At 44.5% G+C, this 22,825-nt stretch carries 19 protein-coding genes; 15 read left to right on the forward strand and 4 right to left on the reverse strand.

Translation table 11 applies throughout. The features are described from left to right. Window positions 1-75: 75 nt before the first annotated feature. Window positions 76-576 carry a GNAT family N-acetyltransferase gene (locus tag JK628_RS09820; RefSeq protein WP_202289297.1) on the forward strand — a complete coding sequence of 167 codons (501 nt, stop codon included), beginning with the start codon at window positions 76-78 and terminating at the stop codon, window positions 574-576. A gap of 64 nt (window positions 577-640) precedes the next feature. On the opposite strand, the gene fur is transcribed toward JK628_RS09820, so the two are convergent. Continuing rightward, window positions 641-1,072 (reverse strand): ferric iron uptake transcriptional regulator, encoded by a 432-nt coding sequence (gene fur, locus JK628_RS09825; protein ID WP_202289298.1) that lies wholly within the window; start codon window positions 1,070-1,072, stop codon window positions 641-643. 268 nt (window positions 1,073-1,340) lie between these two features. Here fur and cobB point away from each other — a divergent pair, with 268 nt between their 5' ends. Together cobB and JK628_RS09835 are read left to right on the forward strand one after the other, a co-directional pair. Then, the gene (gene cobB, locus JK628_RS09830) at window positions 1,341-2,075 is read left to right on the forward strand and encodes a Sir2 family NAD+-dependent deacetylase (RefSeq protein WP_202289299.1); all 735 of its coding nucleotides are present in this window, start codon (window positions 1,341-1,343) and stop codon (window positions 2,073-2,075) included. 5 nt (window positions 2,076-2,080) lie between these two features. Further along, window positions 2,081-2,551: an AAA family ATPase gene (locus JK628_RS09835; protein ID WP_202289300.1), complete on the forward strand. Its 471-nt coding sequence runs from the start codon at window positions 2,081-2,083 to the stop codon at window positions 2,549-2,551. A gap of 27 nt (window positions 2,552-2,578) precedes the next feature. On the opposite strand, the gene JK628_RS09840 is transcribed toward JK628_RS09835, so the two are convergent. The 3 genes from JK628_RS09840 to bioA form a co-directional block, all read right to left on the reverse strand. Then, window positions 2,579-3,523, reverse strand: coding sequence for a hypothetical protein (locus JK628_RS09840; RefSeq protein WP_202289301.1), 945 nt, complete (start codon window positions 3,521-3,523; stop codon window positions 2,579-2,581). A 224-nt stretch (window positions 3,524-3,747) separates the two neighbouring features. After that, complete coding sequence (gene fusA, locus JK628_RS09845) at window positions 3,748-5,841, reverse strand: elongation factor G (protein ID WP_202289302.1); 2,094 nt, start codon at window positions 5,839-5,841, stop codon at window positions 3,748-3,750. Window positions 5,842-6,469: 628 nt separating this feature from the next. Then, complete coding sequence (bioA, locus tag JK628_RS09850; RefSeq protein WP_202289303.1) at window positions 6,470-7,810, reverse strand: adenosylmethionine--8-amino-7-oxononanoate transaminase; 1,341 nt, start codon at window positions 7,808-7,810, stop codon at window positions 6,470-6,472. 248 nt (window positions 7,811-8,058) lie between these two features. Between bioA and bioB the strand changes: the two genes are divergently transcribed. The 12 genes from bioB to nirD all read left to right on the forward strand — a co-directional run bounded on the left by bioB (window position 8,059) and on the right by nirD (window position 22,811). Next, window positions 8,059-9,111: a biotin synthase BioB gene (gene bioB / locus JK628_RS09855; RefSeq protein WP_202289304.1), complete on the forward strand. Its 1,053-nt coding sequence runs from the start codon at window positions 8,059-8,061 to the stop codon at window positions 9,109-9,111. A 139-nt stretch (window positions 9,112-9,250) separates the two neighbouring features. Next, the gene (locus tag JK628_RS09860; RefSeq protein WP_202289305.1) at window positions 9,251-10,444 is read left to right on the forward strand and encodes an 8-amino-7-oxononanoate synthase; all 1,194 of its coding nucleotides are present in this window, start codon (window positions 9,251-9,253) and stop codon (window positions 10,442-10,444) included. 54 nt (window positions 10,445-10,498) lie between these two features. Further along, entirely contained in the window at window positions 10,499-11,269 is a 771-nt protein-coding gene (locus tag JK628_RS09865) for a methyltransferase domain-containing protein (RefSeq protein ID WP_202289306.1), read from the forward strand. A gap of 26 nt (window positions 11,270-11,295) precedes the next feature. Further along, on the forward strand, window positions 11,296-11,961 hold the full coding sequence (gene bioD, locus JK628_RS09870; protein WP_202289307.1) for a dethiobiotin synthase: 666 nt from the start codon (window positions 11,296-11,298) through the stop codon (window positions 11,959-11,961). A gap of 370 nt (window positions 11,962-12,331) precedes the next feature. Next, window positions 12,332-13,195, forward strand: coding sequence for a protease HtpX (gene htpX / locus JK628_RS09875; RefSeq protein ID WP_202289308.1), 864 nt, complete (start codon window positions 12,332-12,334; stop codon window positions 13,193-13,195). 301 nt (window positions 13,196-13,496) lie between these two features. Further along, complete coding sequence (cctA, locus tag JK628_RS09880) at window positions 13,497-13,844, forward strand: tetraheme c-type cytochrome CctA (RefSeq protein ID WP_202289309.1); 348 nt, start codon at window positions 13,497-13,499, stop codon at window positions 13,842-13,844. A gap of 351 nt (window positions 13,845-14,195) precedes the next feature. Beyond that, complete coding sequence (locus JK628_RS09885; RefSeq protein WP_202289310.1) at window positions 14,196-16,961, forward strand: nitrate reductase; 2,766 nt, start codon at window positions 14,196-14,198, stop codon at window positions 16,959-16,961. Continuing rightward, window positions 16,961-17,857 carry a uroporphyrinogen-III C-methyltransferase gene (cobA, locus tag JK628_RS09890; RefSeq protein ID WP_202289311.1) on the forward strand — a complete coding sequence of 299 codons (897 nt, stop codon included), beginning with the start codon at window positions 16,961-16,963 and terminating at the stop codon, window positions 17,855-17,857. Before JK628_RS09885 ends, cobA begins: the two co-directional genes overlap by 1 nt. After that, window positions 17,850-19,037 (forward strand): glycosyl transferase, encoded by a 1,188-nt coding sequence (locus JK628_RS09895; protein ID WP_202289312.1) that lies wholly within the window; start codon window positions 17,850-17,852, stop codon window positions 19,035-19,037. The genes cobA and JK628_RS09895 overlap by 8 nt, the downstream gene beginning before the upstream one ends. Further along, window positions 19,015-19,566: an ANTAR domain-containing response regulator gene (locus JK628_RS09900; protein WP_202289313.1), complete on the forward strand. Its 552-nt coding sequence runs from the start codon at window positions 19,015-19,017 to the stop codon at window positions 19,564-19,566. Before JK628_RS09895 ends, JK628_RS09900 begins: the two co-directional genes overlap by 23 nt. A 306-nt stretch (window positions 19,567-19,872) precedes the next feature. Further along, the gene (gene nirB, locus JK628_RS09905; protein WP_202289314.1) at window positions 19,873-22,488 is read left to right on the forward strand and encodes a nitrite reductase large subunit NirB; all 2,616 of its coding nucleotides are present in this window, start codon (window positions 19,873-19,875) and stop codon (window positions 22,486-22,488) included. Continuing rightward, entirely contained in the window at window positions 22,485-22,811 is a 327-nt protein-coding gene (nirD, locus tag JK628_RS09910) for a nitrite reductase small subunit NirD (RefSeq protein ID WP_202289315.1), read from the forward strand. The genes nirB and nirD overlap by 4 nt, the downstream gene beginning before the upstream one ends. The last annotated feature ends 14 nt before the right edge of the window (window positions 22,812-22,825 follow it).

Below are 22,825 nucleotides of genomic sequence, written 5' to 3' on the forward strand. Positions count from 1 at the left end.
ATACAGATAGGCATACTTAGCTGAATTAGCAGTATGTTGCAGTCACATGGATAGCACGATACCAAGGAGTTCAAAGTGATAATCGTAGAAACGGAAAGGCTAGTCTTACGCAGGTTTGAGCCTAGAGATACGAAAGCTATTTTCTTACTCAATAGCATTCCGGAAATTCTTACCTATATCCCTGGTGCGCCGATGACGAACATTTCTCAGGCTGAACAGATTTTAAACAATATGATATTGAAAAACTACGAGCAATTCGGTTATGGCCGTTGGGCGGTAGAGCATAAAGCGGATGCTAAGGTCATCGGTTTTTGTGGGCCGAAATATATTGAAGAGTTTGATGAAGTTGAGTTGGGATACCGTTATTTGCCTGCTTACTGGGGCCAAGGTATTGCATCTGAGGCTGGTAGCGCAGCACTATCGAAGTTTATGGATTACGGTATCAAAGAAGCTATTGCATTAATTCTGATCGGTAATAAAGGCTCTGAAGGGGTTGCTAAGAAGTTGGGTATGAGTGACCGTGGCAGAGATAAATTTATGGGACATAAAGTAAATGTCTTTCATAAGCATCTGTAACCGATGATAGAGCACCCACTAAAACAAAAAAACCAGCCTTAGCTGGTTTTTTTTATTTCAATTTTTATGCTTCGCCGTGCTCACATTTGTCGTTAGTGCAAACACCATAAAGGTATAAACTGTGGTTTGTCAGTTTAATATTGTGCTTCATCGCGATTTCATCTTGACGCTGTTCAATCATATTGTCTGAGAACTCGAACACTTTGCCACAAGATAAACAGACAAGGTGATCATGATGATGCTGGCTGGCAAGTTCAAATACCGCTTTGCCACTTTCAAAGTGGTGTCGGGTAACAATACCTGCATCATCAAACTGATTGAGCACTCGATAAACGGTCGCTAATCCAATCTCTTCACCCAACTCGAGCAGTTTTTTATAGAGATCTTCAGCACTGATGTGTTGATTCTCAGGCGCTTGCATCAATTCTAAAATTTTGACTCGTGGTAAGGTTACTTTCAAACCCGCTTTCTTTAGCGCTTGATTTCCATCTGTCATTATTGGTCTCTTGATTGCAGAACGGCCTGTTAACACCAGCCAGTTCATATGTGAGTATGCAATCCATTATATGTGCACAATTAGAAAACTTAAACCTTTGATCTAGCAATAAGTCATCTATTGTAAATAAAAGCGATAAAGCTGATATAAAACAAGCAATTTAAGCATACTTTTTGTATTGTTATTACTGTTTATACTAATGCCTAATGTGAAAAGGGTTGTTAACTAGGCAAAATGAAAATAATAAAACTGATAAATAGGATTGTAGATGTACCAGCAGATAGTGATACTCACCGGAGCCGGGATCTCCGCTGAATCTGGATTACGTACCTTTCGAGACCAAGATGGTTTATGGGAAGAGCACAAGATTGAAGAGGTAGCCACACCTGAAGGGTATGAGAATAACCCGCAGCTCGTTGAAAAATTCTATAACGAGCGTTGGCAACAGTTTCATAATGGTGCTATCGAGCCCAATGCTGGTCACTTAGCCCTCGCCAGATTGGAAAGCGAATTTAAGGGTAAGTTACTCGTGGTTACCCAAAATATTGATGACCTTCATGAAAGGGCTGGCTCAAAACGTTTATTGCATATGCATGGTGAGCTTTCAAAAGGACGTTGTCCACGCTCTAGACAAACCTTCCTTCTTAGAGAACCTTTCGGTCCAGAGCATACTTGTACCTGTTGTATACCGGCGCAAAGGCTCCGCCCTCACGTAGTTTGGTTTGGAGAGATGCCAATAGGTCTAGATAGAATTCAGCATTCATTAGATAGTTGCGACTTGTTTATTGCCATTGGCACCTCTGGCACTGTTTATCCTGCCGCCGGATTTGTTGATACTGCAAATCATCATGGTGCTCAGACTGTCGATATTAATTTACTACCCGCAGATAGGCATAGTCAATTTCAGTATCACTTAGAGGGCAAAGCCAGTGAAGTTTTACCGAAACTGGTTGAACAAATTCTACAAGGCAAGATCCTCAATGATCAATTGCAAGTAGGCTAGTGCTGATGCTTGAAGCCAATGATGACTTAAGAGTGGCGATTATTATGCGTGGATTGCCTGGCAGTGGTAAAAGCTACTGGGTGTCGCATTTTATCGATAGCAAAGCTAAGCAGAGTGAGCTGAATGGGACAACGGCTTCAGTTGGTGTTTTTTCCACCGACCAATACTTTTTTAAAAATGGTACTTATCAGTTTAATGCTAAATTACTGTCTAAATACCATCAAATGAACCTCAGCGCTTTTATCGAAGCAATGGCGGATAATGTGCCGTTTGTTATTTGTGATAATACCAATATGGCACTTTGGGAATATCAGCCATATCAAGCCGCAGCGCTGGCATTAGGCTATGAGATTCGCATACAACAAATTGGCGTTCCAATAGATGTTGAACACCAACGACTCTGCGCACAACGCAACAGCCATGGCGTTCCACTTAATAGCATTAAGCGTATGGCTGCACTGTTCGAACCTCTTTAACGCAGCCTTGCTTAGGAGCTAGCTTTTCTAAAATCGGCGGCCCATACCGATAATTAAGTGTTTCCAGTTAAGAAAACCGTACTCTGCGTAGATATTCCATTCATTACGGTGGCCAAAGTCATAGTTGAAACTGACAGACATGTTTTTAGTTTCTTTCTTTGCAAGGTCAATATCAAACTTAACCTCTTCCATTAACGGTGCTAGCTGAGTCCCGCTGAAAGAGTAATCTCCAGTGACATTCTGATTGACACTTTGGTGACTAAAAGCCAAGAACCAAGCTAGTTTATCAGCGCCAATATCAAAACGTTGTCCAATACGAACAGATGCGAGTTTGGTTTTTATTAAACTATCGGTAGTATCTGTCTTAGCTTTTATGATTGCGCCTATGGCCATGATAGTGAACGGAGTATCGCCAATAATTGGGGCAATCTGACCAGCGAACACTGTGCCTAATCCATAGTTAGTCGCGGTATAGCTGATGGGGATCGGCAGCACGATACCATTGCAACTATCGCCGCAGGGTAAACCTTCAACGTTGTCTAGTTTTGCTCTAATATCCTTATTGCCTTCGGTATAGCCTAGGATCCCGTAGATATTCCAAAAAGGCAGTAGCCATGCATCAATCTTTAACTGCACACTTTTATCACTACCAGTGATACTGACATCTTCTGCGGGTACGACATAGTCGTTGGGGCCTCTGAGACCGAGCAGCCCACCGTCAACTTGAACTTGGAAATCGTTAACCGCTTCATAATCAGCATCGATACTGTTGTAAAATAGCGTGAGACCAATCGGTATCGGCAGTTTATGACCGCGTTCAGCCGCTTTATCTGCTAGCAGTGGTAAACCACTCCAATGTTTAGGGGTCGTTTGTTGCTCGATGCTTGCATTTAAATCATCGCTTGCAAGCGCGTTGCAAGCGCTAAATAGAATTAAGAACAGGTAGAGCGTTTTAAATGAGTAAGTAGACATAGTATTGACGTTATAAACCGAGAGCGCACTTTAACGTCTTTAGAGGGCAAAACAAGTCGGTTTTATGATTGTGAGAGCTGAGTTTGATTTTTTATGACAAGTGGCCAATAAGTGTGTGGCTAGTGCTATCTTCATCAAATATCAGCCAATAAAAAAGCCTATAGATTTTGATCTATAGGCTTCTATCAAAGTGTATAACTCCTAGGAGTTAAAACTTCTAATCATTACTTCTTAGCAGCAGCTGCTTCACGTGCTTTAACGTCAGCAATTACTTTTTCAGCAACACTGTTTGGACATGGTGAGTAGTGAGCGAATTCCATAGAGAATTGGCCACGACCTGATGTCATAGTACGTAGTGAACCGATATAACCGAACATTTCTGATAACGGTACGTCAGCTTTAATACGAACGCCAGTAACACCAGCCATTTGGTCTTTGATCATGCCACGACGACGGTTAAGGTCACCAATAACATCACCAACATTGTCATCTGGGCTAAATACGTCAACGTTCATGATAGGCTCAAGAAGTTGTGCACCGGCTTTAGGCATAGATTGACGGAAAGCACCTTTTGCAGCGATTTCGAACGCGATAGCTGATGAATCAACTGCGTGGAAAGCACCATCAAGAAGTTCTAGTTCAACGTCCAATACAGGGAAGCCAGCAACAGTACCAGTATCCATCAAAGATGCGAAACCTTTCTCAACTGCAGGCCAGAATTCCTTAGGTACGTTACCACCAACAACTTTAGAGCTGAAAGTGAAACCAGTGTTTTGCTCACCTGGACGGATAACGTAGTCGATCTTACCGAACTGACCAGAACCACCAGACTGTTTCTTATGCGTGTAGCTATCTTCAATTTCTTTAGTGATAGTTTCACGGTAAGCAACTTGAGGCTCACCTACTACTAGGTCAACGCCGTATGTACGCTTAAGGATATCTACCTTAATGTCTAGGTGAAGTTCACCCATACCTTTAAGAATAGTTTCACCTGAATCTTCGTCAGTTTCTACACGGAAAGATGGATCTTCAGCAATCATCTTACCGATAGCGATACCCATTTTCTCTGATCCGCCTTTGTCTTTCGGCGCAACAGCGATAGAGATAACTGGCTCTGGGAATACCATAGCTTCAAGAGTACAAGGGTTCTTAATATCACACAGAGTGTGACCAGTTTGTACGTTCTTCATACCCACGATAGCGATGATGTCACCAGCTTGTGCGTAATCAAGTTCGTTACGTTCATCAGCTTGCATCTCAACCATACGACCTACACGCTCAGTTTTACCTGTGAACGAGTTAAGGATGGTATCACCTTTGTTGATCTTACCTGAGTAGATACGTACGAAGGTTAGGGCACCAAAACGGTCATCCATGATTTTGAATGCTAACGCTTTAAATGGCTCGTCTACAGAAACTAAAGCGAAATCACCAGTAGGTTCGCCTTCTTCATCAGTAAGCGGCTGTGGATCAACTTCAACTGGGTTTGGTAGGTAATCAACAACAGCGTCAAGCAGAAGTTGCATACCTTTGTTCTTGAATGCAGAACCACAGTATGTAGGGAAGAAGTCCATTGTACGAGTACCCTTACGGATACAACGTTGAATGTCTTCCATAGATGGCTCTTCGCCTTCCATGTAAGCTTCTAGTAGGTCATCGTCTTGCTCAAGAGCAGTTTCGATTAGCATCTCACGGTATTCTTCTACAAGCTCAACCATGTCAGCAGGAACTTCTTCAATCTTGTAGTTCTCAGCTTCGCCGGTTTCGTCCCAGATCCAAGACTTACGAGTTAGTAGGTCAACAACACCACAGAACTCATCTTCGATACCGATAGGAAGAACCATAACCAGTGGGTTAGCAGCTAGTACGTCTTTAGTTTGCTTAACAACACGTAAGAAGTCAGCACCCATACGGTCTAACTTGTTTACGAAGATGATACGAGCAACTTCTGATTCGTTCGCATAACGCCAGTTGGTTTCTGATTGTGGTTCAACACCACCAGAACCACAGAATACGCCGATACCGCCATCAAGAACCTTAAGAGAACGATATACTTCTACTGTGAAGTCAACGTGGCCAGGGGTGTCAATAACGTTGAAACGGTGCTCGTTCCAAAAACAACTTACAGCAGCAGACTGAATGGTAATACCACGCTCAGCTTCCTGTTCCATGAAGTCAGTTGTTGATTCGCCATCATGAACTTCACCGATCTTATGGATTTTGCCGGTAAGCTTAAGGATACGCTCAGTTGTGGTGGTCTTACCCGCGTCAACGTGAGCAAAGATACCAATGTTTCTGTACTTTGATAAATCAGTCATTTTTCTACTCTATTGGAGTTACGTTCTAAAATTCCGCGCAAGTATAGCAATACTTTTCCATTTTCTTTATCGATTTTTATCATTCAGGGCTAAATTAAGCTAAATATCGTGAAAAAGTCACGTTTTGAGCCGGAAACAAAGTGGTGCTTATGGTTGGGATTCTTGCAGAAAACAATAATTGTGCTTTCTAAAGAGAGACAAATATTACGATTAGTAGGGGGAGCCAAATCAATATTGGCGCAAGAGCACCTTTAATATTACCAATGTTATTTTGCTTATGACGGCTAAGAATGGGTTATGTTGGTAAGGATCTTGTTAATTTATTTGATGTTCAATGCCAGTTAATCTGGTCATCAATAGTTTCAGATAAACACTCTCGAATACCAGCCTGCTAAATATCTAGCCTGTTCAGAACCGTTCAAGGCGTTCAATTCAAGGCGCATTGACTGGAGAGTTGTGCACTTGCATGTAGGAGACGGCTCATCATGAGCCGATGCCACTGCTGAAGAGCAGTGGCAGAGAAGCTTACATAGTGCCACTGAAGCTTTTAAAGCAAGTGGCGTAGTAGCGTATTACATATAGCCGCCACTAAAGGCGGCTATGCTGATGGAGCTTACTCGTGTAAGAACTATCCGTGACTGATAAACGCGATGTCACTGTCAGGCAAGGATATTTGACTCGCAACTGTCTTCATAGCACTGGTTAATTTAGACAGCTGTACGGCTGATATTGTATAGGGAGGCATGATGTAGATAAGATTTGAGAATGGTCTTATCCAAACGCCTAAATCAACAAACTGCTGTTGAAGTTCGGCGGTATTCAATGTTGAATTCATCTCTAATACTCCCACAGCACCTAGCACTCGCACATCCACAACGTTGCTAAAGCTCTTTGCGTCTGCAAGTTCAGACTTCATCTGTGATTCAATACTCGCTACTTGAGTCTGCCACTGCTGCTGGTTTATCAGTTCCAGGCTGGCGATGGCAGCAGAGCAGGCCAATGGGTTGCCCATAAATGTAGGTCCGTGCATAAACACGCCTGCTGGAGACTCACTAACACCTCTGGCTACTTCGTCACTGCATATTGTTGCTGCAAGTGAAACATAGCCCCCAGTGAGCGCTTTACCTAGACACAATATATCGGCTTCAATATTGGCATGTTCATAGGCGAATAACTTGCCTGTGCGGCCAAACCCTGTGGCAATCTCATCTAGAATTAATAACAGGTCATACTTATCACAGAGACGACGTAAAGCCGCCAAGTAATCAGGATGATAAAAGCGCATTCCGCCGGCACCTTGCATGATAGGCTCGATAAGCACCGCTGCAATCTGTTGATGGTTGTCCTCAATGATGGTGCCTATAGCGGTTAACTCAGATGGATCAAACTCTTCACCAAATTTGCTGATTGGCGCTGGCGCAAATAACTGTTTAGTGACCAGTTCGCCGAACATGGTGTGCATGCCACCTTCAGGATCGCAAACACTCATAGCCGCAAAAGTATCGCCGTGATAGCCGCTTTTTACTGTGAGTATTTTCTGTTTATTGGGTTTATCTTTTCCTTGCCAATATTGCAGTGCCATTTTCATTGCCACTTCAACGGCAATTGAACCTGAATCGGCCAGAAACACCTTTGTCAGGCGTTCGCTCGTCATATCCACTAACATTCTTGCTAGCTCAATCGCTGGACGATGGGTGATCCCTCCGAACATGACATGACTGAGTTGCTGGGTTTGCTGTTGCATTGCCGCCACAATTTTGGGATGACTATAACCATGCACGCAAGCCCACCAAGAGCTTGTCCCATCGATGAGTTTTGCGCCAGAGTCGAGTTGTAATTCGACACCTTCTGCACTAACTACACCGTAGGTCGGAAGTGCATTTTTCATCGAGGTATAAGGATGCCAGAGATGTTTCTGATCAAAATCTGAGTCGATATACTGCTCTGTAGGTTGTTTTTCATTGTTCATAATGTGACCGCTAGTAAACCTTTTAAACTGGTTGGCGTTGACAGGTTAAGGCTTGTAGGTATCCTAGGCAAGATAAATATCAAATAATTCACGCCATGCTTGTGCGTTATGTTACTGTTTAATAAGGACATAGTTAATTTTCCTTACAATAAGTAGTACTATTATTAGCCCAGGATTTATAAATACAGCATTAACGTTGATACAAAAGAACGATTTTGCAATGAGCGTGAGTCGGAAAAGGATAAAGCATGTCTGATGCAGTAGTGAGAAATAATTGGCAACGCGAAGAGATCCAAGCCTTGTTTGCGTTACCAATGAATGATTTGTTGTTCCAGGCTCATAGCGTACATCGCCAAGAGTTTGATCCTAATGAGGTTCAAATCAGTCGTTTGCTCTCAATTAAGACCGGTGCTTGCCCTGAAGATTGCAAGTATTGCCCACAAAGTGCACGTTATGACACCGGGTTAGAGAAAGAACGTTTACTGGCAATGGAAACGGTTTTAACCGAAGCGCGCAGTGCAAAAGCTGCTGGCGCCTCACGTTTTTGTATGGGAGCCGCGTGGCGTAACCCCAAAGAGCGCGACATGCCTTATCTAAAAACGATGGTTGAAGAGGTCAAATCGTTAGGTATGGAAACATGCATGACCTTAGGCATGCTTTCAGCCGGTCAAGCAGATGAATTAGCGGATGCAGGTCTTGATTACTACAATCATAACTTAGACACCTCACCTGAATATTATGGTGATGTTATTACGACTCGTACATACCAAAGTCGATTAGACACGCTGTCAAACGTTCGAGCTTCTGGAATGAAAGTGTGCTCGGGCGGTATCGTTGGCATGGGCGAGAAAGCGACAGACAGAGCGGGCTTATTACAGCAATTAGCGAATCTAGAGCAACACCCTGATTCAGTGCCAATTAACATGTTGGTTAAAGTCGAAGGCACGCCTTTTGAAAAGATAGATGATCTCGATCCTTTGGAGTTTGTGCGTACCATTGCGGTTGCTCGAATTATTATGCCTAAATCGCGAGTGCGTTTGTCAGCGGGCCGCGAGAACATGAGTGATGAACTGCAAGCGATGTGTTTCTTTGCTGGTGCTAACTCAATCTTCTATGGTTGCAAGTTATTGACCACACCAAACCCAGAAGAAAATGACGATATGAGCCTGTTTAAACGCCTAGGGCTGCACCCAGAGCAGGGGGTAGCTTCAACCAAAGAGCAAGATAAAGCCATGCTGGCCAAAGCGGCTGCACAACAAGACAAAAAAGTCGCAGCATTTTACGATGCAGGCGCGCTTTAGTTTAAATTATATTCAGTTCAAAAGTCTCGTGGAAAAAGGCGCTTAACATCTATGCTAAGCGCCCCGTTTGCTAACGTAGCGAGTCGTTTTTAGTTTACTATCCGTATACTTAGGTCCTTTCCACAATTGAGTAGAGCTAATGTCTGACGCTGCTGCACAAAAAACAACACCATCATTGCTTCAATCAAGAGTCATCGACACCAATCGTGCGCTTGAAGAGCAAGGGCTGTTAAGAAAACGAATTAAGGTCATGCTTGATGCTGAACATGCTAATTGCTTTGAAGTTGATGATTTACCTTATATTAATTTTAGCAGTAATGATTATTTAGGTTTGTCCAGATCAACCAAAGTCATTGAAGCACTGCATGAAGGGGCAAAGTCTTACGGTTTTGGCAGTGCGTCATCACCCTTAGTCGTCGGTTATAGCCAAGCACACCAACAGCTAGAGCAAACACTCTGCCAAGCAACGGGTCACGAGGCGGCATTGCTATTTTGTTCCGGTTTTAGCGCCAATAATGCATTAATGAAATGTCTGTTTAATCACACCGACACCGTGCTCGCCGACAAGTTGGTGCACGCCTCGGTGATTGATGGACTGCAAGATAGTGGCGCAGTGCTTAAGCGTTTTATCCATAATGATTTAGTATCAGCAAACACACAGTTTGAGCGTCACTCTCCCTGTGCCTTATTGACTGAAAGTGTGTTTAGTATGGATGGCGACATTGCCCCGTTGGTTGAGCTATCAGCCTTGTGTAAGCAACATAACGCCTGGCTTATTGTTGATGATGCGCACGGTTTCGGTGTTGTCGGAGAGAAGGGGCTTGGAGCAACGGCATTAGCAAATGATATTCATATCGATGCGCAGATCGTCACCTTTGGTAAAGCACTCGGTGGCCAAGGTGCTGCTATTCTAGGAAGCCAGGAATTAATAGACTACTTAGTTGCTAATGCACGTCATTACATATATTCGACTGCATTGTCACCTGCCAATGCAGTAGCGGTTAACGCTGCCGTAGCAGCCATTATTGAGCAACCATCACTAAACGAACAATTGCAGCACAATATCCATTGTTTTATAGCTGCATGCCAAACAGAAAATATTGTCTTAACGGGTTCTACCACAGCTATTCAACCTATTATTATTGGAGAGAGTGCCAGAACCCTCGCAATTGCAAAACGGTTGAAAGAGCACGGTTTCTGGGTCGGTGCAATAAGGCCACCCACAGTCGCTCAAGGAAGTGCAAGACTGCGAATCACATTAACCGCAGAGCACCGCGAAGAAGATATACACACATTTGTTGCTGTACTTGCTGATATTTTACAAGATGACTAAAGCGCTTGTTAGTCAGCATTATTTCAAACCCCATAGCGCTTAGGATCCAATGTCGTGAAAACAGCGGTAAACCAGTTAAATATTGACGTCGCTAATCGTTTCTCAGCGGCTGCATCATCGTACCATTCACATGATATTTTACAGCGAATCGCGGCAAAGCATTTGTTTGAGTTAATGCGGCCGACTCAGCCCTTACTCGATCTCGGTTGTGGTCCCGGAACCTCATTTACATGTTTCAACCATATTGACGATGTTATCTGTGTTGACATTGCACAAGGAATGTTGCGCAGCCTTAAAAAAGATTTTCCAGCGTATAAGGCGCTCTGCGCTGATGCACAAAACTTGCCCTTGCTGGACGCGTCAATAGCGACAGTTTATTCCAATGTTGCACTGCAGTGGTGTAAAAACCTCGAGCTTGCGGTAACTGAAGCTAACCGTGTACTCCAAATCGGGGGGGAGTTTAATGCCAGTATTGTTGCCGAAAATAGTCTGTATCAACTGTCAGATCTTAGATTAAACGTTAACCGCTTTAAAAGTGAAGCAGAGATACTTAATTGCTTTAATCAAGATGATTGGCAAATTGAACAGATTGAGACGCGCGCCATAACGGTATATTTTGATGACTTTAAGTCGTTACTGCAGTCAATCAAGGGTGTTGGTGCATCTACAGTTGAGGTAAAAAGTCAGCTTAATCAACGCCACGTCACATTGAGAGGGCGAGGAGATTGGCAAAAATTGCTTAATAAGGCAGAGTTAAGCCGCGCCCCGGAGGGGCTTCCCTTGACTTATAATATCAGTTTTATCAAAGCGAGAAAGACGCGTTAATAAAGGCTGAACACCTTGGAGTATGCATGACTTATTTTGTAACCGGGACCGACACTGACTGCGGTAAAACGTTAGTGTCTTCAGCATTGTTAACCGCAGTAAAGGGTGAAACCGTAGGCTTTAAGCCAGTAGCGTCTGGGTGTGAGCAAAGCGAACAGGGCCTTCGAAACAGTGACGCGCTAGCACTGATGGCCGCATCAAGCATAAAACTTCCTTATGACGATATTAATCCTTTTGCCTTTTTAGCTGCAATTGCACCGCATATTGCAGCGAGCGAGCAAAATATATCGCTGTCACCTAAAAAGATCCAGGCGCAACTTAATATGGCGCAATACCTAGGGGCCGACTTTGCACTGGTTGAAGGTGCTGGTGGTTGGAGACTACCACTAGGCGATGGTCATTTTATGTCTGAAGTTGTGCAAGCAATGCAACTGCCGGTGATCTTGGTGGTTGGTATGAAGCTAGGCTGCTTGAATCATGCATTATTGACTGCTGAAGCGATTGAGCGAGATGGTCTTGTCATTGCAGGTTGGGTTGCGAACCAAGTTGATCCTGACATGGCTAACCAACAAGAGAACCTAGCTTCATTACAGCAGATGATGTCTGCCCCTTTTCTTGGGCATATTCCCTATCTAGAGAACGCAACGGCAGCAGAAGCCGCTGTACACCTTAATGTAAATTTGCTTAGTTAATAGATTCAATCGATTGATTAAAGCAATCAACTGCTGGTTATTTTAACCTCTAAGATGATGCAATCTTGTGCATTGTCTTACGGGTTATCCCTCTGTTAAAAAAGATTAATCTGCATATAGGTCTATTTTGACACTATTTAAGATTAGATTAATAAAAACTGCCTAAAATCACCGCCTCTGATAAAGATACCCAAACTACTCCAAAATGCAGGATTTAGCATGTCTAGAAGGGGCTTGGGTATTAAAGTGATCGTCTAAGATAAACGCAGTTGAACTGTTTTTTCGTTGAATCCCTTGAAATTGAAGATTTCGGACATATTATGTCTCTAACAATGTTTATCAGGACCATATGTATCCTACAGGAGCTTAAATGAAGCGTATATTTTTACTGATTGCTACCAATATGGCGATCTTATTAGTGGCATCAATCGTGATGTCTATTTTGGGCGTAAATACCTCAACCATGGGCGGCTTGTTAGTGTTCGCGGCTATTTTTGGTTTTGGTGGTGCGTTCATCAGCTTGGCTATTTCTAAGTGGATGGCAAAGAAAACCATGGGTTGTGAGGTTATCACAACGCCGCGAGATAATACTGAACGCTGGTTAGTCGACACGGTCGCTCGCCAAGCCGAGCAGGCTGGGATTAAAATGCCTGAAGTGGCTATCTATCAGTCACAAGAGTTCAATGCTTTTGCAACGGGGCCAAGTAAAAATAACTCGTTAGTTGCCGTTAGTAGTGGTCTTCTTTACGGTATGAACCATGATGAGATCGAAGCGGTACTCGCTCATGAGATCAGTCATGTCGCTAATGGTGACATGGTAACATTGACGCTTATTCAGGGCGTAGTGAACACCTTTGTTATTTTTGCTGCACGTGTGGTTGCTGGCATTATCAATAATTTTGTCGCTAGCAATGATGAAGAGGGTGAGGGCTTAGGTATGTTCGCCTACATGGGCGTTGTCTTTGTACTTGATATGTTGTTCGGTATCTTGGCATCAATGATCGTGGCTTACTTCTCTCGTATCCGTGAGTTTAGAGCTGATGAAGGTGGCGCTAAGTTGGCCGGCAAAGAGAAAATGATTGCCGCGCTTGACCGACTTCGTCAAGGGCCAGAGACTGGTGCTATGCCAGCTCAAATGTCAGCACTTGGTATTAATGGTAAGAAATCAATGTCTGAATTATTGATGAGCCATCCACCACTCGAAAAACGAATTGCCGCACTTAGAGCTCGTTAATTCATCTTTAGCTAATAAAGTAGATTCGGGGGGGCAACTTCCGAATCGTCTTTTTAGTAGTCAAAATCAAGGTGATAATTGAACATTTGTAGTCTTTCATAGCGCGAATGAAAGGTAGAATTTGATGGAGCGCACATTTTGGTAATGGTCACAATGATATGATCTTCAAACTAAATTAGTTGCGAATTTGTGATTCCTTAGCTAAGTTAAGCTAAGTCGTGCTAATAATATTGATCGCAAGATGGAAACATACCTGACTGATAAAGTTTCCACTATGCGAACATCTAATGAGGATACAACTGTGAGCAAAAAATTATTAAGTGCAATCTTTGGTGCGGCTATCGCAGCACTAGCATTATCTCCTTCTGTTTTCGCTGAAGGCCAAGAGTTGGCTGAAATGCATGCTGAAATGGATGGCTGTGAAGCGTGTCACGCTGACGGTTCTCCATCTGCAGATGGCGAATATGAGTTCGAACAGTGCCAATCTTGTCACGGTACATTGGAAGAGATGGATGCAGTCCACCAGCCACACGATGGCATGCTAATGTGTGCTGACTGCCACGCACCTCACGAAATGAACGTGGGTGACAAGCCAACATGTGACAGCTGTCATGATGATGGTCGTACTGCAGAATCAACACTTAAGTAACCTAAACCGTTACCGATAAAAGCCAGCTTAAAGCTGGTTTTTTTGTACCCAAAATTCAAACCAAACGTGAATATTGACACACATTGCTGCAGTATTGGGCAAGTGCAGATGATTCAACCTTTGCGCCAATACTGATTTCTTTGCTAAACCCGCCATATCTCTTTGTGAGTACCTTGATGCGAGCTTTATCAAACACTTGCGTGATTGTAGTGCATGGCGCTGCACTCATGTAGAACATTCTGTCTGGAAAGACGGTAAGGATGATTTTTTATTGCACTAAAACAATTGGTTATATTATGGCATAGGTATTGCGATGCAATTGGCATGAGTTAATACCTAGGAAAGCGAATCATGCCAAGCTGTAAAACGACCTGTGCATACTGTGGGGTTGGCTGTGGAGTTACAGTTAATAACCTTAATGAAAAAGACAGTATTAGTTTTTCACAGCATCAAACTCTGACGGTTAGTGGTGATAGTGATCACACGGCTAATTCAGGTGACTTATGTGGTAAGGGCCTGGCGTTAATCGACAGTTTAAATATTCCCAATAAACTGTTGTACCCACGCCGACAAATTAGTGCTGGCATAGATGACAGTTACCAAAACATTAGTTGGCCTGCCGCTGTAGCCGAAATAGCGGAAAAATTTAGCAGCGCCATTGCAGAGCATGGCCCCGATTCCGTTGCATTCTATCTTTCGGGTCAACTGCTCACAGAAGATTATTATGTCGCGAATAAACTGGCTAAAGGTTTTTTGGCTACCGCAAATGTAGACACTAATTCCAGGTTATGCATGTCGTCTGCGGTAAGCGCCCATATACGAGCGTTTGGTGAGGATGTTGTTCCAGGTTGTTATGAAGACCTGTTACTTAGCGATGTCGTCGTATTAGTCGGCGCTAATACTGCTTGGACACATCCGGTACTGTTTAAGAAAATACTTGCTGCTCGCGCTGAGCGTGGCACTAAAATCGTGGTCATCGATCCACGTCTAACCGCCACGGCGTCGCAGGCGGATCTGCATCTGCAGCTCACTCCAGGTTCTGACCTTCATTTGTTTAACGGTCTACTCTGTGCGATAGCAGATAAAGGTCAATCGAACCGTGAGTATATAAATAGCCATACCGAAGGGTTTGAACAAGCAGTTAATAGTGCCCGTGAAGACAGTGAAACCCTTGCCAACATCGCTCATCTTACTGGACTTAAAGCCAAGGAAATTGACTATTTTTATGCGCTTTATCAACAAGGCAATAAAGTGGTTACCGCTAGCAGCCAAGGGGTTAATCAGTCAACTTCAGGCACAAATACCGCCAATGCCATCATCAATTGTCACTTAGCGCGTGGGGATATCGGTCAAGTAGGCTGTGGCCCTTTATCGTTAACAGGGCAACCGAATGCGATGGGAGGACGTGAAGTAGGCGGCCTGGCCACGCAGTTAGCCTGCCACCTTGGATTTTCAGAGCCTGAGCGGCGGTTAGTCGAGGAGTTCTGGCAAACAACGGCGCTACCAAAATCAAAAGGGTTAACAGCGACTGAGATGTTTGCCGATATGGCAGAGGGGAAAATAAAGGCTGTATGGGTATTGGGTACCAACCCAGCTGTTTCAATGCCTGATACGGAGCTCGTCAAGAAGGCGCTACAAAGGTGTGATTATGTCGTGGTTTCCGATATCACCGCTGACACCGATACCGCAAAATATGCCGATCTGCTTTTACCCGCGCAAGGTTGGTCAGAAAAGTCGGGAACAGTCACTAATAGTGAGCGGACCATTAGCCGCCAACGAGGTTTTATTCAGCCTCAAGGAGAGTCAAAAGCAGATTGGTGGGCGCTGTGTGAAGTCGCAAAAGCGCTTGGATTTACAGCGGCATTTGAATTTAAAGACAGTGCCGATATTTTTAATGAATACGCTAGGCTAACAGTAAAAGTACAGCAACAATTTCCACATAAACAGTTATCGCTAGCGGGTTTATCAGGCCTAAGTGCTAGCCAGTATGAGCAACTTTTACCAACACAATGGCCTGTGAATGACTTTCAGTCGATTGGTCAAAGAGATGTGCGTTTATTCTCCCAAGGCCAGTTTGCTACTACAAGTGGTAAAGCTCAGTTTGTAGAAACTCGACTGTCTACTGAGGGTGACGGTCAAGCCCCGATGGACTCTGGCTCCTTGAGCCAAAACCGAGTGTGCTTAAACAGTGGTCGTAGCCGTGATCAATGGCACACCATGACAAGAACCGGTCATATTGAGCAACTAGCAGCATCGCATTATCAACCAGAATTAACGCTGAATATTAGAACGCTTAAAAAGCATGGGCTAGAGGTGGATGGTTTGGTGGCGATTAAAACCGAGAATTTGGCACAACCACTTATTGCTCGCGTCGTTATTGATGAGTCACAACTAAAAGATACAGCATTTCTTTCAATGCATTGGTCAACGCAATTTAGCAAAAGTGGTGGTGTAAATAGGGTGGTTACAGCTGCCGTTGACCCTTTCTCGAAGCAACCAGGATTTAAAAACCAGTGGGTTGAACTGCGCCATCAACAGGTGGTGGAACAAGGGATAGAGTGGGGCCAGGCGTTAGTCGATACTAAGCGACTATGTTGGGATGTAAAGCAGCAACTACGCGGTGGCGTTTGTCGCCATATTGCGGCTGAATCCAACATTTCAGCATCGATTATGGCAGCAGATCTTCATCATAAGTTGTCCTCGCAGCGTGTTTTGCAGTGGCGAGATCAAGACAAACAGATCTACTGCATCATCTATCAAGGCAAGCTTAAAAGTCTACTTATCACAGCTGAACACGCGTTAGATATTGATGTTAACGCAATTCAGTCACTCATTAATAATCCACTTAACGCACAATTTATTAAACACTTACATCAAGTATTACGCGCAGGCAGCAGTAAAATAGTCTGCGCATGTACTGGAGTGACTGAAAAAGAAATTGAGCAGCAGATGTGTGCAGATTTTGATGCTGGCGCGACCACTATCCCTTTGATTGTTGATGCAGTGCAGCAAAAGCTCAAATGCAGCGCTGTGTGTGGCAGTTGTTTAAATCAAGTCAAAGATCTTGCTAATGCAGTTATTGCTGACAAACAGAAATCAAACAGGGAGGTTGCTTAATGAAGCTCAATCAAATAGCCAGTATAAAACCGTTAATGGCAGAAGGTGTTATGCCGATGCTGCAGCGAGTTAATGACTCTATTCGTGCTGATGAAGCTAATTTAGTGACTATTGTCGGTGCGGGGTGTGGCGATATCGACATGCTAACGATTAAGGCGGCGAGAGCGATTGCTAGCGCAGAAGCGATTGTCTATGACAATCTGGTCAGTAAAGATATTTTACAGTTAGCCTCTGAAGGTTGTGAGATGCATTACATGGGGAAATGCTTTGCAAAACCCAGTGCCACTCAAGAGCAGATCAATCAGAAGCTGCTGCAGCTAAGCCAACAAGGAAAGGCAGTTACTCGCCTTAAGGGCGGAGATCCTAATGTGTTTGGTCGAGGCTCTGAAGAGGCGATATTTTTGGCTAAAAATGGTGTGAAAAGCCAATTTGTTGCAGGAGTTACCGCCGCATTAGGCTGTGCAGCCAGTGCGGGGATCCCCTTGACCCATAGAAAGGTGGCTCGGTCGGTAACGTTTGTAACAGGGCACCTTTGTGATGATACGGTAATTGAGTGGGCGGGCCTGCTGGCAGCCAGAAGTACCATGGTGTTTTACATGGGCAAAGAGAGGGCGGCCGAGATTGCACATGGGTTACTGCAAGCTGGCGCAAAACTCTCATTACCTGTCGCTTTCATTAGTAACGGTGCACGAGATAATCAATCGATAGTGAGCACATCAGTGCAAGATATGGCTGATGTTGCTACCAGCATCAATGTCGACGGCCCAACATTGTTAATTGTTGGGGAGGTGGTCGGGATCGGGCAAGAACTCAGCCTGTTGTTGCTTGCTTGTGATATCAAAAGCGATAGTGAATCTGATGCCGAGTGCGATGTGTCCGAGCGTGCATATGGATAACCAAAACCGACTGCTCATTGGGGTGTCTGAGCCTGCAGAGTATCGACAGCTTATTAAAGTGCTAGGTCGAGGTAAAAAAGGTTCTCGGTCATTAACCTTAATTGAAAGCTTTCAATTAGTACGAGGTTTTTACGACAAGATAGGCACTGTGACGCAGCTTAGCGTGGCCTTAATGTTGATGCGAGTAAAAGGAGAGGTGGCAGCAGAGGTCGCGGGCGTGGCACTTGCACTGCGTTCAACTATAGATAGCCAATGGCAGCAACTGGAGGTCGATATTGACTGGCCTTGCTATGGAGCAAAGCGGGATCAGCTTCCCTACTTGCTACTTAGCGCCAAACTGTTGGCAGAAAAAGGTTATCGGATCTTACTGCATGGCGACAATCGGGTACTTCCTCATCGGCAACACGTTGCGCACTTCATTGACGCGCTAGGGATAGTCAGTGTTTCTACAGTGGCTGAAGCGCAAGTCGCGTTAACATCATCTAGGATCTGTTACGTCAATGCTGATGCATTCTCACCCCTAGTCAGCTCATTTACCGATATTCAGCAAGAGATAGGCCTAAGGAGTCTTTTTCAAAGCGCTATCCGCTGTATAAACCCGACAAATGCCAGTCTTAGCCTCAGAAGTTTTTTTCATCCAGGTTTAGATAAGATCCATATAAACTTGGCAAGGATGATGGCTGAAAATGATCCAAGCTTAGGTAAAACGACGGTGGCGATATTTAAAGGTTATCAAGGAGAGTGTGAGTTAAACCCGAGATCGAGCACGAGCATCCATGTGGTAAAGCGCGACGGACTTAACCAAATGAATCTTCCAACTCAGCTCAATGCATTAATCGGCAGTAAGGCGCAAGAGGAGGAACTTCAAGCGCAGTGGTTAACAGCGCTTTGGCATGGTGAGGCGGAAAATGGAAACATCTTTCGTTATTCAACCGAATTCCTTAGGGCGTACAGCGCTGTGATCACCAATACAGCGGTACTACTGATGTTAACAGACTCCTCCCTCAGTATTGATAGCGCTAATACGTTGGCGGCTGAATATTGGATGAGCCGAAGTACCTATCCCGTTGCTGATGACACTCACTTTCCCTGCGACGCGAACCCTGTTGCTTCTAAACCACTGCAGCGCGGTGTTGTTACTTATACGGAGGTGGGCAATGCGCATACTGACTCTGTTTGAATTTACTGACTATGAGCCATTATTAAACCAGGTTACTAAGTGCAATTTTGAGCTCGTAAAACTTGATTCACTATCGGCATTTGAACGTTTTTCGTTAAAAACAGACAGCGATATTGTACTGCTTTGCGTTGAGTCAATTACCGCAATCCACGTCAAATTCATTGAACGGTTAATGCAGTTTGCACCGTTACCGCTCATCATTACCTCAAAGAGTGCAGAGCGCTTGGACATCGCAGCGTTATTGCATTGTGGGCGGGTGACCTATATACCACAGCAATTTGATTTTGAACGTCTCGATAATATTATACAGTTGGCACTCATACGTTTTACCACGGCAACTCAACTGCTCAGTAAACTGGCGGAACTTGAGCAATGCCTACAGGATCAAAAGTTAGTTGATATCGCCAAGCAACAGCTGCAACAATCTGGCTTATCCGAAAGCGATGCACACACAGCGCTGCAACAGCAAGCGATGAGCAGTGGTAGGAGTTTGGCCAGCATCGCGGCCATTCTTTGTCATAACAGATGAGTTCGCCCAATTGCACCCAAATAATCACTAGGTGACCACAATGGTGCAATTGCTCCGTTTAGTCTATTTATATTTCGCTATTATTGCTTTACCTTGAATGACTTTGTTGTTTATTAACAATGTCTTATTGGATATTTTGAATTCAATGTAGATTGGCATATTCTCTGCAATATAGAAAGAGAAGAGAGCAATCGGTTTAGATAACTAACAATTTAAATTTTTTGGCAAAGGCGCCATCTCCTGCAAAGGAGATAGGCGCCTTTTTGCTGGCAAAAAAACCAGTGTGGATAGCGAGAGGGGCGATACATGAAAACAAGTAAACCCAAGTTGGTCGTTGTGGGAAACGGCATGGTTGGCCACCATTTTGTAGAGCAGTTATGTGAACAGCAGCTGAGCCAGCATTATGATGTGGAGGTCTTTGGGGCCGAAAATATCCCTGCATACGACAGAGTACAGCTATCAAAATACTTTGCCAGCAGCAGTGCTGATGAACTGATGTTAACCACGCAAGCAGACTATGCAGCGAAAGGTGTCGAACTGCATTTGGGGCAGCAGGTTTCTCATATTGATACTGCTAATAAGCGGCTAACGGCGAATGGCCAGCAGATCCAGTATGACAAACTCGTATTGGCCACAGGATCCTATCCGTTTGTACCACCCATAAAAGGCAATGATCGTCGTGACTGTATGGTCTATCGCACCATTGAAGATTTAGAGGCGATTGAACAAGCTGCGCTCAATGCGAGCTCTGGGGTTGTGATCGGCGGCGGATTACTCGGGCTTGAGGCGGCAAATGCATTGAGTGCCTTAGGTCTAGAGACTCATGTGGTTGAATTTGCACCACAGCTGATGTCCGTGCAGTTAAATGACAAAGGCGGTGAGCTACTAAAGCAAAAAATACAAGCGCTAGGGCTTGGCGTGCATTTAAGCAAGGCCACTCAAGAGATAGTCGATGGGGAAAGTGCCCAGCATCGGCTAAATTTTAGCGATGGCAGCTTTTTAGAAACTGACATGATTGTCTTTTCGGCAGGTATTCGTCCGCAAGATACATTGGCAAGAACCAGTGATATCGGTATTGGTGAACGGGGTGGGATCGTGATTGACGATAACTGCCAGACATCTGCTAAAGATGTTTATGCGATAGGGGAATGTGCCTTATGGCAGCAAAAGATATTCGGCTTAGTTGCGCCGGGATACCAAATGGCAAAAGTAGCCTTGTCACAAATTGCTCTGCAGGTGCCTGAGCGAGTGGAGGCTCCTTTGACATTTACCGGAGCTGACATGAGCACTAAGTTAAAGTTACTTGGGGTCGATGTCGCCTCTATTGGTGAGAGTCGAGGTTTTGCAGGGGCACAATATGTTGAATTGAGTGACCTGCAAGCCGGGGTCTACAAAAAGCTATGGCTTGATGAAACGGGGCTTTATCTTCGCGGCGCTGTCCTTGTGGGTAATGTCGATGAGTACAGCCATTTATTGAGTCAGTACTTGTCAGGCGATGTGCTTGAAGAGCCAGCGGTAACCCTATTGTTGACCGATGAGTCAGCACCTTTAACACTAAAAGATAACGCCATAGTGTGTTCCTGCCATCAGGTGACTAAAGCCGATATTGTTGAGCAGGTGATCGCTGGTAATCATCAACTTGCTGAAATTAAGAGTTGTACTAAAGCGGCTTCAGGTTGTGGTGGTTGTTCGGCACTAGTACAACAGATCATTGATGACACTATGCAGGCCCAAGGCTTAGACACTGAATCTGGGATCTGTTGTCACTTCGAGCATGACCGCCAGGCATTATTCCACCTGTGTCAGGTTGAAAATATAAAAGATTTTGAACACTTATATCAGCGCCATGCTAAAACGAATGCCTCGCCATTGGGACTTGGGTGTGATATCTGCAAACCCGTTGCAGCATCTATCTTTGCCACGCTAGAAAACCAATATGTGCTTAATGAAGAGCATGTCGCTCTGCAAGACAGTAACGACGCCTATCTCGGTAATCTACAAAAAGATGGTAGCTACTCAGTGGTGCCAAGAGTTGCGGGCGGAGAGATCACCCCTGACAAATTAATAGCTATGGGGAAAATAGCTAAACGATATGACCTTTATACCAAGATAACCGGTGGCCAACGTATCGATATGTTTGGCGCACAACTTTCAGATCTGCCGGAAATTTGGTCCGAACTAATAGCTGAAGGATTCGAGACCGGGCATGCTTATGGTAAGTCACTACGGACGGTTAAATCATGTGTTGGCAACAGTTGGTGTCGTTATGGCGTGCAAGACTCGGTTGGTTTAGCCATTGCATTAGAGCATCGGTATAAGGGGCTGCGTTCGCCGCACAAGATCAAGTTTGCAGTGTCGGGTTGCACAAGAGAGTGCGCCGAAGCGCAAAGCAAAGATATTGGAATTATTGCAACCGAAAAAGGCTGGAATCTGTTTGTGTGCGGAAATGGCGGTATGCGACCAAGGCATGGCGATCTATTTGCCACAGATCTGTCCACTGAACTGTTAGTTCAGTACATCGATCGCATTTTAATGTTCTACAGCAAAACGGCAGCGCGCTTACAACGAACGTCGGTGTGGATGGAATCACTCGCGGGTGGGCTTGAGTATTTGCAGTCAGTGATTATTGATGATGCATTGGGCGTTAATCACGAGTTAGAGCAGCAGATGGATAAAGTTGTCGCCAATTATCAGTGCGAATGGAAAACCAGCTTAGAAGATAAGGCCTTTTTACAGCGTTTTAGTGAGTTTGTGAATCCAGAATTTGCCCCTGCTAGCACGCAAAATCAGTATCAGTATCAACGTGAGCAAAAGTTTCCCATAGCGTCTGATATGCAGACGTTTATCGAGGTAAGTCGCAGTAAATCAGTAGTAGGGGATATTGCTATCACCCTGCTAGATGAAGAGGAGGTGTTGGTATGAGTTGGGTCAGTATTTGTGAAGAGTCGCTGTTACCAGCAAAAAGAGGTGTCGCAGCATGGGTTGCAGGTAGAGCCGTCGCGGTATTTAACTTAGGAGAGGCCGGAATATTTGCGATCGATAATATTGACCCTGCGACGGGGGTTAGCGTGCTTTCTCGAGGGCTATTGTGTGAGCTCAATAATGAGCTGTACGTTGCCTCACCCATCCATAAACAACACTACAGCTTAACAACGGGTCAGTGCTTGGAAAATGAATCACTTAGTGTTGATGTTTTTGAAGTCAAGTGTCAGTCAGGCAACGTTCTGGCTCGTGCATTAGCTTAAGGAGGAGTGCTTCG

It is taken from the genome of Shewanella sp. KX20019, assembly GCF_016757755.1.
Classification (GTDB): Bacteria; Pseudomonadota; Gammaproteobacteria; order Enterobacterales; family Shewanellaceae; genus Shewanella.